18 protein-coding genes and 5 pseudogenes are annotated in these 16,969 nt (G+C 38.3%); 15 read left to right on the top strand and 8 right to left on the bottom strand.

The features are described 5' to 3' along the window. The first annotated feature begins 31 nt into the window (after positions 1 to 31). Together JCM19034_RS09385 and JCM19034_RS09380 are read left to right on the top strand one after the other, a co-directional pair. Positions 32 to 835, top strand: a complete 804-nt coding sequence (locus JCM19034_RS09385; RefSeq protein ID WP_370621867.1) for an ATP-binding cassette domain-containing protein — start codon at positions 32 to 34, stop codon at positions 833 to 835. A gap of 174 nt (positions 836 to 1,009) precedes the next feature. Beyond that, positions 1,010 to 1,849: an ABC transporter permease gene (locus tag JCM19034_RS09380; RefSeq protein WP_062049162.1), complete on the top strand. Its 840-nt coding sequence runs from the start codon at positions 1,010 to 1,012 to the stop codon at positions 1,847 to 1,849. 1,390 nt (positions 1,850 to 3,239) lie between these two features. Here JCM19034_RS09380 and JCM19034_RS21725 read toward each other — a convergent pair. Beyond that, positions 3,240 to 3,368, bottom strand: a complete 129-nt coding sequence (locus JCM19034_RS21725) for a YjcZ family sporulation protein (RefSeq protein WP_156323939.1) — start codon at positions 3,366 to 3,368, stop codon at positions 3,240 to 3,242. A gap of 179 nt (positions 3,369 to 3,547) precedes the next feature. Beyond that, positions 3,548 to 4,435, bottom strand: a complete 888-nt coding sequence (locus JCM19034_RS09370; RefSeq protein WP_231686887.1) for a protein-glutamine gamma-glutamyltransferase — start codon at positions 4,433 to 4,435, stop codon at positions 3,548 to 3,550. Between the two features lie 238 nt (positions 4,436 to 4,673). On the opposite strand from JCM19034_RS09370, the pseudogene JCM19034_RS21720 reads away from it, so the two are divergent. Beyond that, a pseudogene (locus JCM19034_RS21720) lies at positions 4,674 to 4,869 on the top strand (IS3 family transposase); the annotation flags it as partial. A gap of 53 nt (positions 4,870 to 4,922) precedes the next feature. Here the strand turns inward: JCM19034_RS21720 and JCM19034_RS09360 are convergent. The 4 genes and pseudogenes from JCM19034_RS09360 to JCM19034_RS09350 form a co-directional block, all read right to left on the bottom strand. After that, positions 4,923 to 5,342, bottom strand: coding sequence for a hypothetical protein (locus JCM19034_RS09360; protein WP_062049158.1), 420 nt, complete (start codon positions 5,340 to 5,342; stop codon positions 4,923 to 4,925). A 104-nt stretch (positions 5,343 to 5,446) separates the two neighbouring features. Then, positions 5,447 to 5,889: pseudogene (locus JCM19034_RS09355) on the bottom strand (VOC family protein). A gap of 255 nt (positions 5,890 to 6,144) precedes the next feature. Continuing rightward, positions 6,145 to 6,356: pseudogene (locus JCM19034_RS23065) on the bottom strand (glutamine amidotransferase); the annotation flags it as partial. A gap of 177 nt (positions 6,357 to 6,533) precedes the next feature. Then, positions 6,534 to 6,802: pseudogene (locus JCM19034_RS09350) on the bottom strand (helix-turn-helix transcriptional regulator); the annotation flags it as partial. A gap of 193 nt (positions 6,803 to 6,995) precedes the next feature. On the opposite strand from JCM19034_RS09350, the pseudogene JCM19034_RS21715 reads away from it, so the two are divergent. The 9 genes and pseudogenes from JCM19034_RS21715 to JCM19034_RS24800 form a co-directional block, all read left to right on the top strand. Beyond that, positions 6,996 to 7,146, top strand: a pseudogene (locus tag JCM19034_RS21715) (IS110 family transposase); the annotation flags it as partial. Positions 7,147 to 7,405: 259 nt separating this feature from the next. Beyond that, entirely contained in the window at positions 7,406 to 8,008 is a 603-nt protein-coding gene (locus JCM19034_RS09345) for a TetR/AcrR family transcriptional regulator (RefSeq protein WP_062049155.1), read from the top strand. 68 nt (positions 8,009 to 8,076) lie between these two features. Continuing rightward, positions 8,077 to 8,679: a GNAT family N-acetyltransferase gene (locus tag JCM19034_RS09340; RefSeq protein WP_062049153.1), complete on the top strand. Its 603-nt coding sequence runs from the start codon at positions 8,077 to 8,079 to the stop codon at positions 8,677 to 8,679. A 366-nt stretch (positions 8,680 to 9,045) separates the two neighbouring features. Beyond that, positions 9,046 to 9,621, top strand: coding sequence for a TetR/AcrR family transcriptional regulator (locus JCM19034_RS09335; protein WP_062049151.1), 576 nt, complete (start codon positions 9,046 to 9,048; stop codon positions 9,619 to 9,621). A gap of 56 nt (positions 9,622 to 9,677) precedes the next feature. After that, positions 9,678 to 10,157 carry a serine hydrolase domain-containing protein gene (locus JCM19034_RS24045; protein WP_269431681.1) on the top strand — a complete coding sequence of 160 codons (480 nt, stop codon included), beginning with the start codon at positions 9,678 to 9,680 and terminating at the stop codon, positions 10,155 to 10,157. 58 nt (positions 10,158 to 10,215) lie between these two features. Next, entirely contained in the window at positions 10,216 to 10,743 is a 528-nt protein-coding gene (locus JCM19034_RS24040) for a hypothetical protein (RefSeq protein WP_370621872.1), read from the top strand. Between the two features lie 430 nt (positions 10,744 to 11,173). Continuing rightward, the gene (locus JCM19034_RS09325) at positions 11,174 to 11,695 is read left to right on the top strand and encodes a ClbS/DfsB family four-helix bundle protein (RefSeq protein ID WP_062049143.1); all 522 of its coding nucleotides are present in this window, start codon (positions 11,174 to 11,176) and stop codon (positions 11,693 to 11,695) included. Positions 11,696 to 12,077: 382 nt separating this feature from the next. Next, positions 12,078 to 12,554, top strand: coding sequence for a class I SAM-dependent methyltransferase (locus JCM19034_RS09315; RefSeq protein ID WP_197276376.1), 477 nt, complete (start codon positions 12,078 to 12,080; stop codon positions 12,552 to 12,554). Positions 12,555 to 12,839: 285 nt separating this feature from the next. Next, positions 12,840 to 12,992, top strand: coding sequence for a hypothetical protein (locus tag JCM19034_RS24800; RefSeq protein WP_370621866.1), 153 nt, complete (start codon positions 12,840 to 12,842; stop codon positions 12,990 to 12,992). 139 nt (positions 12,993 to 13,131) lie between these two features. On the opposite strand, the gene JCM19034_RS09305 is transcribed toward JCM19034_RS24800, so the two are convergent. Next, on the bottom strand, positions 13,132 to 13,746 hold the full coding sequence (locus JCM19034_RS09305; protein ID WP_062049136.1) for a TetR/AcrR family transcriptional regulator C-terminal domain-containing protein: 615 nt from the start codon (positions 13,744 to 13,746) through the stop codon (positions 13,132 to 13,134). Between the two features lie 169 nt (positions 13,747 to 13,915). Here JCM19034_RS09305 and JCM19034_RS09300 point away from each other — a divergent pair, with 169 nt between their 5' ends. The 3 genes from JCM19034_RS09300 (at position 13,916) to JCM19034_RS22230 (ending at position 16,002) form a co-directional block, all read left to right on the top strand. Next, a complete protein-coding gene (locus JCM19034_RS09300; RefSeq protein WP_062049134.1) occupies positions 13,916 to 14,407 on the top strand; it encodes a hypothetical protein in 492 nt (163 codons plus the stop codon). 64 nt (positions 14,408 to 14,471) lie between these two features. Beyond that, a complete protein-coding gene (locus JCM19034_RS22235) occupies positions 14,472 to 15,299 on the top strand; it encodes a multicopper oxidase family protein (protein ID WP_197276375.1) in 828 nt (275 codons plus the stop codon). Continuing rightward, the gene (locus JCM19034_RS22230; RefSeq protein ID WP_197276374.1) at positions 15,286 to 16,002 is read left to right on the top strand and encodes a multicopper oxidase domain-containing protein; all 717 of its coding nucleotides are present in this window, start codon (positions 15,286 to 15,288) and stop codon (positions 16,000 to 16,002) included. Before JCM19034_RS22235 ends, JCM19034_RS22230 begins: the two co-directional genes overlap by 14 nt. Positions 16,003 to 16,066: 64 nt before the next feature. Here JCM19034_RS22230 and JCM19034_RS09290 read toward each other — a convergent pair whose 3' ends face one another. Continuing rightward, complete coding sequence (locus JCM19034_RS09290; RefSeq protein ID WP_062049132.1) at positions 16,067 to 16,942, bottom strand: LysR family transcriptional regulator; 876 nt, start codon at positions 16,940 to 16,942, stop codon at positions 16,067 to 16,069. Positions 16,943 to 16,969: the final 27 nt, after the last annotated feature.

Genomic DNA, 16,969 nt, shown 5'->3' with positions numbered 1-16,969 from the left:
TTGGTAAAAAAAATCGGAGGTGTTGATTTTAATGAACGATTCAGGTGCTGGATTGGCCATAGAGGCAAAGGGCTTGGTAAAAGTATTTGGTAGTAACCGGGTGGTGGATGGTGTGGATCTGGCCATACCCAAAGGGTCCGTCTATGGATTCTTAGGTCATAATGGGGCCGGGAAAACGACAACGATCCGCATGCTTTCAACATTGCTGCCCATGGATGGTGGAACCGTAAAAGTGTTTGGCCATGATTTGGCCAAGGAGCCGCATGAGGTCAGGGGTCAAATCAGCTTGGCGGGTCAGTACGCATCTCTTGATGAAGATTTGACCGGATATGAAAACCTGGTTATGATCGCCAGGTTGGTGGGGTATTCTCGAAAAAGATCCAAAATGCGTGCACAGGAATTGCTTCGCGTATTCGGGCTGGAGGAAGCTGCTAAGCGCCAGGTGAAAACCTACTCCGGGGGCATGAGACGTCGGATTGATATAGCGGGAAGTATCGTGGTCACACCACGCATCCTTTTTCTCGATGAACCGACGACAGGTCTAGATCCGCAAAGCCGTAACCAGGTATGGGAGATTGTTCGTGCCCTGGCCAGTGTTGGAACAACAGTGTTGCTAACAACGCAATATTTGGAGGAGGCGGATCGCTTGGCAGACCGCATCGCCGTCATGAAACAGGGCAGGATCATTGCCGAAGGAACGAGCAACGAATTGAAATCGTCCGTCGGAAGCCGAATGTTGCACATTCGGCTCGTGCATGAGGAGGAATCAGAGCGAGCTAAAGCGATGCTTTCAGATAAGGTTGCACTCCCCGTTCGGAGTACCACGGACTTGTGAGCTGTTCGTGCAAGTCACGGATCCCATGTTGGTCGCTGAGGGGCTGAGGGTGCTTGGGAATGCAAATATCAGCATACGTGAACATTCTTATGGACAGCCCAGCCTTGACGAAGTTTTCCTGACATTAACACGACGATCATCCGTTGAACAGTTCGGTGTTGAGGAGGGAGTACAATGAAGACCATGACGAATAAGAAGGATGGCGGTAATGATCCATCACTTTATGATGTGCTACGTTCAGGTGAACAGACCGGACGTGCCAATGCACTGTCTTCGTCGTTGACGTTCGGCTGGAGATCCATGCTGCGTATCAAACATTTACCTGAACAGCTCTTTGATGTAACTGTTTTTCCTGTTGTGTTGTTAATAATGTTCACCTACTTGTTCGGAGGTGCCATCGCTGGCTCTTCGACGGACTATTTGCAATTTCTTTTGCCCGGGCTGCTGGCCATGACGGTGGCGATGCTTACGATGTATACCGGCGTGGAATTGAACAGGGACATAGAGAAGGGGGTGTTCGACCGTTTCCGCACGTTACCGATCTGGCTGCCTTCTCCTCTTGTAGGCGCTTTGCTGACTGATACGGTTCGTTCCACGATCGCAATCACGACAATGCTTGTACTCGGTCTCACCCTCGGCTTTCATCTGGCCGGTGGCCTGGTTGGCGCAATGACAGCCTTGGTGCTGCTATTGATCTTTTCATTTAGTCTGTCCTGGGTATGGACTACGCTTGCCTTGATCATGCGCTCGGAGAAATCACTAATTACGGTCAGCACGATGGTGATCGTGCCCTTGACATTCATCAGCAATGTCCTCGTTGAACCGGAAACGCTGCCCGTTTGGTTGCATGAATTTGTGGACGTCAACCCCATTTCTATCTTGGTAAGTGCCCTTCGCGGTGCACTGAACGGACTTTTGACCTGGGAGCAAGTCGGCTGGCTGCTGATTTCTTCGGTGATCATAATCGCTATTTTTGCACCGCTGACCATGTATTTGTATCGCAATAAAGAGTAGGAGATCATCACGTAGAGATCACCATCACCGATGGTGGTCTCGATATTTTTGCAAAGCTCGATATTTCGACAAGGTGCTTGAGAATACGATAAGTGCTCTAGAAGTATGAAAATTATATGACCTTTCACAAAGAATGGAACCGTTTGATCAATCTTTTTTCAAAACGGGTTCTTTTCATTTACCGTAAAATGCAGGATTATTTGATCTTTTTAATCAAACTTTATTTCATAGCTACAGTGTAACTATATAGATTTACTTTGGTAGTTACATGTGTTAAATTCTTAGCACAGAAGAAATAAGCGAGGATAATTATGGATTTATTATTTATGGATGTCATCAATAGTAATAGGGTGGATAGGCGTAACTCTAAAATTCAAAGAGACATGGGTAAGAAATTTTTTAGAAAAATAGGGATTGTCTGCAACTCTCCATATTAACACTTATTATCTAAAAGAACTAAAAAATTGCGTGAACATATGCGTAATATCTGTCTTGAATTAAATACCGAATTAGTGTTGCAACAAGACCAACTTAATGAATTCAACTTAATTTTGTCTAGTGTATCTTCACAATTTCAGCTTAAATATAACAATAATCGTTTTAATATTGAACACACTTATAATTGCGAGGATTGGGCTTTAATAATGTGACATAACACTTATTCATGTGCCCAATTATTATGTAAACCCGATATTGGTAGATTAAAAGTATGCAGCAACCAAAATAGTGAGCTGTTGGATTAATACCACTAATTGTTTATGTTATGGGAGCTCCATGAAACATCATTAGTCTTTTGGCACCAGATATAGGACGTATTACGGGTACAGGCACCCATAGCGAGTTACTCAATACCCATTCCTTGTACCGTAAGCTGGCCGAACAGCAGTTTTATAGCGTGCAGTAAGTGCTGGTGCCATCTTCACACTGTCTAATAAAAAAAAGTAAGCCACACATTATACTGGTGCTCTAAAGATTTGGATGAAGTGATCAATTATGAAGGTGTTGCAAAGATTCCATGCTCTCTGTACCACCTCTTAATCGAATGTTTTCGTTCGCAGCAGGATATGCTCAACGGAATATGTACATGGGCAGTATTTCCAGCAAGAGAAGAAATGCCAGATGCTTTATTAATGACATGGGAGCGAGTATATACCGAGTGTTTCCCTACATTTCCATCCAGAAGACGCGTAATTAGTAGAATCAACGCCAAGCTTAATAGGTGCTTTTTCTTATTACGATATGATACACCTAAATCGTTAAAAAAAGCCAAGTCTCACTTACTTAATAGGCGAATAACACCTACTTGGATAAGCCGTCACTTATCGAATTCGATAAGTGACGGGTAGAGATGAAGTGGGTACTGGAGTACTCACCTTTTCAAGTTCTAATATTAGCATTTAGGAAAGCTACTTCCTACAATGATTAACAAAATAAACAATACAACAATCAATACGAAACCGTTCTTCTGAGCAGGTGCAGCATGGACATAGCCGTATGAAGGGGAACCATAATATGGCATAGGTTCATCCATTGCACCAGCAACCATCGTCGGTGGGACATTAGGTGGGACATTAGGTGGAACATTAGCTCCTGCCATCATATTAGGGGGTATATTTGCATGATCATACATATTAAACACTTCCTTTTCGGTTAGTTATTTACACTACAGTATACTCACCTAGTCAGAAAGTGAACCTGTTAACGAAATAAATGGGTGAATGTCACAAGTTTTATAAATTCATTAGATTTGGTGGCCATATAGAAAATACTGATAATCGAGACAGGAGATGGAACAAAGGTTATGGTGAATAACTTTATTAGTACTTTGATAGAAGGTGCGAACCCTTTGTAGTGTGAAAGCATATGCATCGTTTGAGAAGAGATCCTTGTTATTAAATTGGCTAAATATGCAGATTGCATACTTCCTGGAGACCTTTGTGTATTTAAAAATTGGATCATCTCTTCGGCAGTCATAATACCAAAACCATGACCGAAGAACGTTCCATCACTCATCACAACAGCATTTTCACCTCGATACCATGGCGTTTGAGGATGAAAATCAGGGTTATTAAAATACACAACATCCCCAGGCAAGAAACGATTTGAAGAGTAGAAGGAGTTTAATTCTAGGTTAGGGTCTGTATGCCAGCTGTATAAATAAAGGTTGTGAAATATAGAATCAAACCTTCGGCTCTCAATGCTTTTTAAGATGGCCTGATAATAAATAATCATAATAGCAGTCGCACATTCAAATGCATAAAGGGAGCTATTCCGATAGATGTCTAGAATAGCCTCAGATGGTCGCACATCATTCCGTAATAAAAAGCCTCCGGCATATGACAAAGTCCAATATGCTGGATTACATTGAGCATGTTCAAAGGTCGTAAATGTGACCTGACTCACATTCATCTCTTTTGCACTGTCTAAAATGTGTATTCGCATGTTGATTTCAAAACGTAGCTCAATCATCGAAGGGTAGGAAAATAATTCAGGTGAATCAAGCATTAGTTGAAGGATTACATGCCCTACGCTTCCAAAGTCCATTGCATTCTCTTCAGAAAATGGTCTTCCTGCTACTTGAATCATATCATCCCCCATTTCATTTTAATTCATAAGAACGTTCCATAGACATATTTCTCCTCCACACTCTTGTCAGAAATCATCAAATGGAAGCCTTATCTAGATCTATATGTTGAGGAAGGGGAACACTTGCTAGTAGGTTTTATGATCGGTCATTATGTAGTTTAGATAGGTTATACTTAGTTGGACAAATCATTTAAGGTCATATACACTTCGTTCAAATAAAAGCCGAGGAGAATGAAACATGACCAAACGAGTAAGAAGAAATTTCAAGGAACAAATGTCCAGCTGCATGCATTAGGAAAACCTAGAGCTGAAATAATGAAATGATCAAAGAATACGAGCTGACGCCATCTGCCTTAGATAAGTGGGTTCGCCAACACCTAGACAGTGGATCATTTGAAGAGAAAGACAATCGTACGCCTGAACAGGAAAAAGTTTGATCGAAATCAAAGAAGCTTTTTGCTCTTCCTTATGAAAAACAGTGTATTTATTAAGAAAGTTTTAATTTTCCATAACTATTATTATATACTTTCCCTTCTTTGGGATGAGTAAATTTTAATCCAGACCAAATATCATTGATGCTTAGACATTTACTTTCAACAAGACCATAATCATAACCTAATTCGATAACAGTTTTCATATTTAGGTCTGTTCCTAATTTCCCACCTTTGGGCCAAGATACCCATAACATTCCACTAGGCTTTAAGTGAAGCTTTAGCTTGGGAAAGTTCTCGTTAAAATCCGCTTGATTTTTAGTGAATAGATGTATATAGTCAAATTTTCCATTCAATTCGGTAAATATATTAAGGGGTGGTAATTCAATATCTTCTATGGCTTCAATATCCGCATTTTTAAAAAATGCTTTTATATTTACTTTAACACCCATTTTCAAAGCTACTGTTTTTTTCATCTGTAAATATCCCTTTCTTGTATCTAAACTCTTTTCTAACACAAAATTGGAGAGCTTTTAATGCCCTTATCGCAACGTGCATAAAGCTATGAAAAAACGACTAGTCATTCATCTTTGTTTTGAATTCGGGAGTTCAATATCTCCAAATAGTGCGGATTGTACATGATACCTAGTACATTACCAAATGGATCAATGACGGAAGCCGTAATAAATCCTGCCTCACGATGTATAAGTGCCTCGTACTCCTTTGCTCCCATGGAGAGTAGCTTTTCGAGAGTTGCTGTCACATCGTCGACGTGCCAAAATGTGACGGTACCACCCGGGCCAGGAGACGCACCATCCGGTTCGTAGCGTCGATCGATCAGCCTAGCTCGTGCTGGTAGTCACCGAGACGAAACTCGACATAAGCAAGCTTTCCATCTTCACCCGAACGTTCAAAATATGGTTCAATGCCCAAAAAGTCAGCGTACCACTTTTTTGCGGCCATCACATCATCTGCCCAGTAACTAATAGTGGTGAACCCTCGTAGTGTCTGTATTCTGCTCATAATCCAATCCCTCCAATATTATCAGTAAATAATTATATTCGACCATCACTGACACCTGTATGTCCGTTATGCTATTTTTTGATACACAAAAGGGCGATGATATAGGATCTGTTTCAAAACGCTGATTTGGTAAGCCCCTTTATCATTGTTTGCATATAACAATAGTAAAGCATTTAAGGACTTGATTTTGGGACTCTGTGGGTATGATTCGACTTGAAATTCGGAAGTAGGTGTTTCAATAGGAAAACCAACCCTCCAAATTGTCCCTCCAGCTAAAATTAACAGGTCTTTATTTTCCAGAGCACATTCATCAAGAGAAGTATATGGTTATATACTCAGTCATCCCATCGTAGCAATAATTTCTTTATTAGTCTCCATTGTAACTACTATTAAAGGTCTAAATCCTTTTTGAAATATCTTTCTAAGTTTAATTCTGCAATTACATATCCAAATTTCCAGTCTGACATTGTATTAAATGCATAAAAATAAACATCTTTTTTTTGCCTCCAACCACACTCCAATCACAGTTGATATAACCAAGTATAATATAACTTCCCTGACAGCTAACGTCAGGGAAGTTATATTATACTTGATGAAATTTTATTAATTACGACAGAACTTCAATAATTCTTTTCTTAAGACTTTTCTTCTGCAAAAACAGCAGCGTGAAGTAGTGAGGTTTGCTCCTCAAAATCAAAAAAAGAGGAGCTTCAACGAAATTGTTCAATAAAGTGTATCCACCGTTATGTCCTGGTTCTGAAATGATGGGTACACCACTTGTTGAAAGTGTATCAATATAACGATATACAGTTCTTATGTTCATCTCTAACTTTTCCGAAATTTGTTTAGCAGTAATTTTTTCACCTGAACTAAGCATCCATAGAATTGCTAATACATTGTAAATTTTAGGCATATAATTCCACCTCTTTCTGTAATTGATTATATAAATTATATTCGTCTACTATTAAAGTTCGGGGGAATCATCAGAAAAAATAGGCCTAGCATTGTATTATAAAGACTATTAAACGAATTGAATTTTATCTATACAGCGAAGATCTTTCCTCCACTAAATGCAGTTAGCATACCAGTAGTGCCTTAAGTTTAAAATGCAAGATAAACAAAATCAACTAATTGAGAGAATTTCCTATCAATACCTCGTTGTCGGTGTAGATATTGCTCAACAAATGCATGTGGCTCGAGCTCAATTATAGTAGTATTGTGGTTGGAGATCTTCTATCTATCGAAAATAATGAGGATTGATTTTCTAGACTACTAGAATGGCTGATTCGTGTAACGTATAGATTGTTCTGCCTGTGGGAATTGCACGTCTGTCACTGTCCCAGATATGATTGTAATAAGAACTGTTTTTGTTCCGCTATCTAGGCCAGATAGTTAAATAGAGAAATTCAATTATTTTAGTTAAAAAGAACTTGAATTTAAATTTATCTTGTTCTATAATTAATAAAACGAACGGTCAGTTAATAAACTACCATTAACAAATAAAGGAGAAGAATTTATGGCTCGGCCAAAAGGACAAGGTAAAAAAACTAAGGAACTGATTGCTGAAAAGGCAAAAATAATATTTGAACAAAAAGGTTATGCTGGAACTTCAATGGAGGATATTCGTGAATTTAGTGAGATTAGCAAAGGGAGCATCTATTATCACTTTAAAAGCAAAGAAGAGTTGTTCCTATATACAGTAGAAAAAACCTCAGAGGTTTGGAGAATAAATTGGGAAGAGCATGCGAATAAGGTAGAAACGTCAACAGAAAAACTTTATCTGCTTGCTAAATACTATGCTTCGGACATGCAAAATCCTTTATCACATACAGTTCCTGAATACATGGCCACTGAGAATATAGACAAAATGATGGGAAATAAAATATTTGATTTGATAAAACCGGAATATGAAGTTTTTTATCAAATTATTGACGAGGGTTTGTCCCGTAAAGAATTTAAAAGTAACCAATCACCTGAAGATTTAGCTTATATTTTATACAGTACACTCACAGGTTTAAGTATTACACAATTCTTAGGTTATAGTGATAAACAATTTCTAATGCTTTATCAGAATGCAATAGATATCTTTCTAAAAGGTATATCTAATAGTACCCCTTAAAATAGAAGGGGTTTTAAAAGAAGTATTAATAAACCGAACAGTCAGTTAAATAATAAGGAGGATTTCAAATGAAAAGTTATGAAATTAGAGTAAGACCAATGAGAGGGTTTAAAGGAGATGTACGTCGTGAGGTTGCAGCCGTTTTTGTTGATGGATACAGGGAAGATTTAGCTTTTCTTTCAAATAATCAAGAAAAGTTAATTGAAGCGTTTCAGAAAATGATTTGTCCATATGTTTTTTACTTTGCCACTTTAGAAGGTGATATTGTTGGAATTCTGGCTTGTTCCAATAACCAGAATCGAGCATTGACAATTGATAAAACAATTTTGAGAAACTCATTTGGCTATGTGAAGGGGAATCTGGCTTATCATTTTATGAAAGATGAGTTTAATAAAAAATTGCCTTACCAAGATGATACAGGTTATATTGAATGTGTTGCTACCACAGTCAAAGCGAGAGGTAAAGGTGTTTCAACTGCTCTGATGAATTACGTATTAGAGAATGAGGATTATCGTCATTATATTCTAGAGGTTGTAGATACAAATAAGGTTGCTTATCGATTATATAAAAAATTGGGTTTTACAGAGTTCGAGCGAAAAAAGGAAAGTTTTTCAAGGATGAAAGGCTTTGAGTATAGAATTTATATGGATTTGTATGACGGCAATAAGTAAACAGGAAAGAAATAGCATAAAAATGCTGCCTCCTTATTCAGTCGATATGACAGGCGCACTTGACACTTCGAACCTCAAAAGTGGATAAGTTCGGAATGCCCACCCGTTAGATTCCTTTAGCGGGTCTTCTTTTGAGCAGTTAATTTATGATGAACTAGAATGAAAATTTTAAAAACCGCATTTTCACAAAGAGAAATGCGGTTTTTTTCCGCTCAGAATAATGTCAATTGTCAATAATCAAAAAAGGGTTTACAAATGCTAATTACGATGTATAATTAATGTTATATAACGAATGTTACATAACGAACGATGTATATCTAACTGTGTTCATGCGAAGATAATTGTATTCATAAAGGAGGGACTACCGTGCCACCCAAAAATAAATTTTCCAAGGAGCAAATCGTCGATGCCGCTTTTAACATTGCCAAAACAGAAGGGATCGATAGTATGACCATAAGAAAAGTGGCCGATCAATTGGGAAGTTCAATTGCCCCTATTTACGTTAATTTCAATGATGTTGAAGAATTGAAACGGGCAGTGATTAAAAAAGTCGTTGATTTAAATCAGCACCTGTTAAACGAACAACATTCCGGAAACCCATTCGGAGATATAGGTGTTGTCAGTCTTCGGTTCGCTATGGAGTATCCGAATCTGTTTAGAGATTTTGTGATGAAACAGAACGATTATTTTCAGGCTTTTGATCAGGAAATGGGTGATAAGCTTGTGGGACTTATGAAAAAGGATCCGGAGCTTGAAGGTTTTACTGATGAGGAACTTAAGTTAATTTTATTTAAGATGAGAGCTTTTCAAATGGGGATCTCTGTCATGGTTGCCAATAGGTTGCTCCACGAGGAATATGACATAGAAAAGATGAAGGAGATATTAGACTGTGCTGCTGAAGATGTTGTGACTGCTACTCGTCTACGAAAGAAAAATGATTAAAAACGAGTAAATATAGCTGTACGCAACAGTCGTAATCAATTAGAGGAGGGTTTATGATGGTCAAACAATTGGACGAATCTTTTCTCAATCATAATGTCAAGCAAATGATTAAAAAAAGAAACAACTTCGGGGCTGTGTTGTGTGTTGAACAAGGGGACAATGCATTTTCTTGGACTGGTGCAGCGGGTAACATTAAAGAAGATGATCAATACTTTATTGCCAGTGTCACGAAATTATACGTTACAGCTGTGATTTTGAAATTAAGAGTAGAAAATCGGTTGCAATTGGAAGATCACATCGCAAACTATCTGTCTGAAGATATCGTCCGTGGCATCCATGTTCTAGATGGGATTGATTATTCCAATGATATTACAATTAAACATTTGATCTCCAATACTTCGGGCTTACCGGATTATTTCGCGTATAAGCAACCTAATGGTAAAACAGCTGCTTCACAACTTTTCAATGGTGAAGACCAGACTTGGTCCTTAGAGAAAACATTATCGTTAATAAAAAAACTAAAACCAAAAATTTAAACCAGGACAAAAAGGAAAAGTCAATTACTCAGATACAAACTATCAACTACTAGGTAGAATTATTGAGAATCTTACCGGATTGAACATGTCAGAGGTCTTTCAAACGTTCATATTTGATGAGCTTGAGCTGTCAAAGACGTATGTATATGAAGATGTAAATGATACTAACCCTGTGCCGTTGTACTATAAATCCAATGCATTGCATCTCCCGATGTATATGTCTTCCATTGCTCCAGAAGGGGGTATCGTATCTACTGCTAAAGAAACGATGGAATTTTTAAAAGCCTTTTTTAATGGCCGTTTTTTTCCGAAAGAGGAACTGGAAGATCTTAAGCAATGGAATTTAATCTTCTTCCCTGGACAATTTTATTATGGGATCGGATTAGAGAAACTGTTGGTGCCTCGATTTGTTTCTCCATTCGCACCAATCAAAGAAATATTAGGATTTTGGGGTCAGTCGGGTGCCTTTGCCTTTTATAACCCTGAGCGAGAGGTATACTTTACAGGAACGATTAATCAATGCAGCGGTTTTGGACATAGTGCAGCTTTCAAGGCTATGATAAAAATAATTAAAGCGATCTCTTAAAGTGATTGAAATTGATCAGCGGGTCTTTTAAAACAAGTATCGAAATAGGGGAAGAAGTTCGAGGTGTTTTTTCAATTAGACTATTATCTTTCTAAAAAATTTGATGATTCAAATTTGTATTATCATGTTGTAACGCGGGCGTAGCCGTTGAAGGGATAAGTGCAAATAAGACACGTATTCGGGAAAAAGGAAATTGCTTTTTGGAGAAGTTCTACTAATCGTGCTTCTTTTAAAATATATATTGGAAAGTTCGTTCCAAAATAGTAATTCGATTGCTTCGAACAGTCCTGGCTAACGAACGGGTAGGTTAATAGCAAAATATGAAATAGATGTAACAGCATTATGGTAGTTTTAACTCAAATTTTTTTGAAAGCTAATAAAAGAGTGTACACTCTTATGGTAATATTTAATAAAAGAGGAGGGAATTTTCTTGATTGCGAAAAGTGAAAAAGAAAATCTACTATTGGATAGCCACAAACATCTTAAATCATTGCTTGCAATAATAGATTCAGTACCTTATAGAAAAAGGAGTATTTCTATTGAGACTCAAGAAAGAGACAAGAATTTTCGTGATGTATTAATGCATCTATATGAATGGCATGCCATGCTTGAGAGATGGTATAGAGAAGGTATGGATGGAGATATTCCTTTTATGCCTGCACCTAGTTACAAATGGAGAACTATTAAGCTACTTAATATGAAAATTTGGGAAAGCTATCAAGATGTAACATTAAATCAAGCTATAAAAAAGTTGAAGTTAAGTCATGAAAGAGTTATGGATCTAATTAAATCACATACCAATGAAGAAATCATGACAAAAAAATACTATAAATGGACAAAAACAAGTAACTTATACAGCTATTTTGCAGCAAACACTTCCAATCATTACATTTGGGCTATAAAAAAATGTGAAGCTATTGCAAAGTCTATAAAAGAAGATGAAAAGAACTAGCTTGCGAAATAATGTATGTAACTATTAATAACTGTATGTTCCAAGCGATTGATATAATTAGAAAAGGGTACGGTATGATGGGTACGTAAAGGGGGAGGTCATGCCGAACTTACAAGAGTTGGCTGGAGGAAGTAGTTGTAGCATCTTGGACTTACTCGACCTCGAAGGAAACGAATGAAGAAATTTACAATTGGACTCCAACTAAAAGGGTGTACCGTCAAATAAAAATAGACTGGGAGGACAGAGGATCAATGGATGATATGGATCGTCAATCGTTAATTAAAAAGTTTGATAAACAGGCAAAAAATACGATAAACGACGGAAAAATAGTCAAGATAATAAGTTTCGTCAAAGGATTTTTCAAGAAGCCAAAGGGAAGGTTTTGGAAGTTGCTATTGGTTCTGGTAATAATTTTTCTTTCTACCGTAGAGATATTGAATTGACAGGATTGGATTTTAGTCATGAAATGTTGAAAGCAGCACAGAAAGAGGCAAAAAAATATCCTTTTAAAGTGACACTAATACAAAATGATGTTGAAAAGGTTGAATTTAATAAAAACAGCTTTGATACTATCATATCTTCTTGCAGTTTATGTGCCTATCAAGATCCTGTTACGGTCCTTAATAACTTTCGAGAGTGGTGTAAGCCAGAAGGGGAAATACTAATGATGGAGCATGGCCTCAGTACTAACAAACTTTTGGCAGGGTTGCAAAAAACCTTGGATCCATTGGCACTAAAGGCTGTAGGGTGCCATCAAAACAGAAATATTTCTGATTATGTAAATCAGTCCCGTTTAAAGCTTGTTAAGGAAGAGCGTTACTTGGCAGGTTGTTTATATTTAATTTGGGCTAAACCATAAGGTTTTCTCTACATCTTAAAATACCTATTATGATGATGTTAAACGTCTTCTTTTTTGTCATCGTAAATGAACTCCACACTTGCTACATGTTATTCTACGATCTTCAATTATATTTCAACTAATTGTATCTTACCCATATCATACACCCTGCAAAATAAGGGTTAATTATACCTTTATTCAAGAAAAGGGTGCAAGAATGGAATCATGAATTTGGTCTAGAAATACTCGGAGAAGGAGAGTGGGTGGAGCATCATCGGGCTACAAGATGTTAAAGAGGAAGTGGTCATGATGCGAACACCAGATGGTGAGGCGAATATAGAGCTAGTCAAATTTCACAAGCCATTAGATGAAAACGGCATACAGCATCCTTTGGCCAATACTCTCGGCATCCGGCATATTGCCTTTGCTGTTGAAGATATTGAAGCCCTTGTTACCTAATTGAAACAGAAAGGCGCAGGGCTAATTGGTGAGATACAAAACTACGAAAATACTTATAAATTATGCTATGTCGTGGGCCAGAGGGAATTATTTTAGAATTGGCGGAGAAAATCGCCTATGGGTGAAATATTTGTTTCTCTTACAGGTCAAACTTTCCCTTTAATCCAGTGATCATAACTTCCATCCCAAACTGAAACTCTTGATTCATGTCTGGAATGGTCAAGTTTATTGAAGGTGGTGTTTCTAAATAGGAATTAGCGGGCTCTTTATTAGCGATTTCTAAAAAACGGTATTCCTCGAGAATGAATGAAATTGTGTATGTGTTGAAGAACCATAAAGCTGAGAAAGCCTCTTTATGACCCATACCTGCATTCTTAAAGATATCATGAATCTGTTCAATTAATTGTATGCGATAAGGAGTAGTCGGAGCCGTTTCAGCTATAACAATAGCGGAATCACGAATGGATAAAAGTTTGTCCCGCCATTCTTTTGCGAGCATCATTAATTGTTCATCCCAGTCTGCCTCTTTATCTGGAAACTGAATGTTTTTACAAATTTCATCAGCCACTAATTCGAGCAATTCGTTTTTATTTTTTATGTGCCAGTATAGGGAAGCGCTCTTAATTCCTAACCTTTCTGCAATCTTTCTTATCGTGATGCTTTTGTAACCTTCTTTTTGCAGGATCTCTAGTGCAATACGTACAATTTGGGATTTATCCAACATTTTATGATGTGCATCGTTACCCGTCGTCAACTTTAAGTACCCCTTTCAATCAAATGTTATCCATTATTTTAGCCTATTTTCAGAAAAAGTTGAATTGTTCCTTGACAGTATACCATTTTCGAGGTAACCTATCAACGATAGTCAATCTATCACCGATAGGTTAACCGTACATTTATATTATGATAAGGAGAGAAAAATGATGAAAAGTAATTTAACTTTTGTTGCATTAATTTGTTTGATCACGGTGATTGGCTTTGAACTAAGTGGAGCGATTTATGAAGGAGTAGTTGTTGCTTCCCAATGGAGTGCTTATCCACCAACATCCTTTTCCATTCTTCAAGGAGATTATGGTCTGCCTGTTGATCACTTTTGGATACCACTACACATAATGGCTCAAATCCTAATCGTCGTTGTGTTGTTCCTGTGCTGGAAGGCTAAAAGAGTGAGGAATACAATAATTATGATTGTGGGTCTTTACCTAATGCTCAGAATTCCTACTTTTTTGTACTTTATTCCAGAACTTAATGTGTTTTCAACGACCGATCCAACAGGTCCCTTTTCACAAGAGTTGAAAGACCGTGCGGATCTATGGGCGAACCTTAGTACAGGTAGAACGATTATTATTGCAAGTATATATGTGCTTTGTTGGATATCTCTTGGTCGCTTTAGACAACACAATCAAAAATCTTGATGGATGCACAGGTAAATGTAGTAAAGTGATAAATTAATGACAGCGGCATGGAGGTTGATAGTGTATGTTGAAATATCGAAAATTTATGATGTTCATAATAATTGCTAGTCTTATGATATTTCTTGGTGTAGGTGGGTTTATCGTTTGGGTGTTCGATCAAGCCAAGAAATCTAATATTGGCGATTTAATGTTTGAAAGTCGTCTTGCTATCCCAGAATTGTTGGAACCGACGCTTGATGACCAAGGACGTAAAGTGTTCGATCTTACCTTCACTACAGGTGAGGTTGAGTTTATAGAGGGAAAACTGACAGAGACATGGGGACTAAATGAACCTTATTTGTCGCCAACATTACGTTCATCTCGTGGTGATGAGGTGGTGATTAATGTAACCAACGGGATTGAAGAAGACACCAGTTTGCATTGGCATGGGATGCACCTTCCAGCTGCTATGGATGGAGGACCGCATCAGATGATTAAGTCTGGTGAAACATGGTCTCCTACTTGGAAAGTGGATCAACCAGCGGCAAGTCTATGGTTCCATCCCCATCCCCACGGTGCAACTGCTGAGCATGTTTACCGAGGTGCTGCTGGAATGTTCTTGATTGATGATCTTGAATTAGAGGAGCTGAACCTACCTGATACTTATGGTGTAGACGATATACCGCTAATTATTCAGGACAAAAACTTTAATAGAGATGGTTCTCTTAACTTTAGTAAGCCACTCTTTAGCAATGTCGGCATTCTCGGTGATGAGATTCTGGTTAATGGCACTTATGATCCTTACTTTGAGGCTACAACGAGTCTAGTACGGTTCCGTGTATTGAATGCTTCTAATGCTCGAATCTACAATCTTGGTTTCAGCGATGATCGTCTACACATTGATTGGGACTGACACGGGTCTTCTTGAAATGCCGGTTGAGCTTAACCGGCTGTTGCTTACACCTGGCGAACGTGTGGAGATCGTGGTTGAGATAGTGCCCGGAGAGGATGTCACATTACGGAGCTACGAGCCAGAGATAGAAGGGTTAAGTTTTTGGGAGCAGCGGTTTAATGGTGGGGAAGACACGTTTGATTTATTGAAAATTCGTGGTTCCCAACAGCTTGTCGATTCACAACCACTGCCATCGAAATTGGTGGACATAGATTGGCCAGAAGAAATGAGCGCCGTTGAAACTCGTGAGTTTGAACTGGCAGGAACTGGCTGGATCAATAATCAACCAATGGATATGAATCGGATTGACTTTGCAGTTACGATAGATACGACTGAAATCTGGGAAATTCGTCATACGGGGGGAGGGGTTTACCATAACTTCCACACACACCTTGCTCATTTTGCCATACTCGATATTAATGGGGAAGAACCACCAGAACATCTCAGAGGTTGGAAAGATACGGTTTTTATTCCACCTCGTAGCACCATTCGGATCATTGCACGCTTTGAAGATTATGTTGACCCCGAATTCCCATACATGTATCACTGCCACATTTTGATGCACGAAGATAGAGGTATGATGGGGCAATTCGTTGTGATCGAGCCAGGAGCAGAACCTCCTCGTAAAGTTTCAGAATCCGAAAATCATCAGCACAATCATTGAACATACATTCAATTTTTTACGCCCACCTGCAATGGCAGGTGGGTTTTTGCATGTCCTGTGCATTTTAGTGTGAATCATAATAATGAATGAGAAAATCGCGAAATGTTCGGGCAATATTACTCAAATATCGATCTTTCTTCCAAGCAATTTGAAAGGTTCGGTGGCAGGTTGGTTCTTCAATGGGGATAAGCTGGACGGCAGCATCCTGCTCTTTTGCCTCTCTAGTCAAAAAAGCGACTCCGATTCCTTTTTCTACGAAGCTATTAGCGGCTGAAAATCCATCTATCTCACATACTATTTTAGGTTGGAATCCTGCCTCAAAGCAAAAATGATCGGTTAGAGTGCGAAAATGATCCCCTGTTCTAAATCCAACAAATGGTTCATTAGAAGCTTCTTGAAGATGGATACTTGTTCTTTGAGCTAATGGATGCTCTTTCGACACAGCTAAGTAAATTTCTTCGGTGAGAAATGAAATGGCTTCAATCCCTTGCTCCTGGATTGGTAGTGAGGAAATGAAAAAATCTATATCTTCATTGATCAGCCATTCTAAATTTTGTTGATCCGTTGCGGAGCGCTTAATCCGCAAATTGGCTTGTGTAGAGGCTGTGAGAAACGAGCTGACCAGCTCGGCATCACATTTATGATCGGTTGAAGACAAGATAACACGACTATTTTGCAAGTCTGCTTGATCAGCAATTTGCCTTCTTCCTTCTTCTAATGCAGATAGAGCAATGTCAACCTGTTTTAGAAAGAGATGACCATATTCATTCAGCTTCATTTGGCGATTTTTTCTGTCAAAAAGAGGAACACCCAGATCTTTTTCCAATCGAGCTATCGTTTTACTTAATGAAGGTTGTGAAACGTGAAGCTCCTCTGAAGCTTTGGTGAGATGCTCTAGGCGAGCAACCCTTTGGAAATATTCCAACTGCAACAATTCCATCATTTCCTCCTTTACATTCCTTATAAG

The organism is Bacillus sp. JCM 19034, from assembly GCF_001310635.1.
GTDB lineage: Bacteria > Bacillota > Bacilli > Bacillales > Bacillaceae_D > Halalkalibacter.
This window is presented reverse-complemented; position numbering and strand designations above follow the sequence as displayed.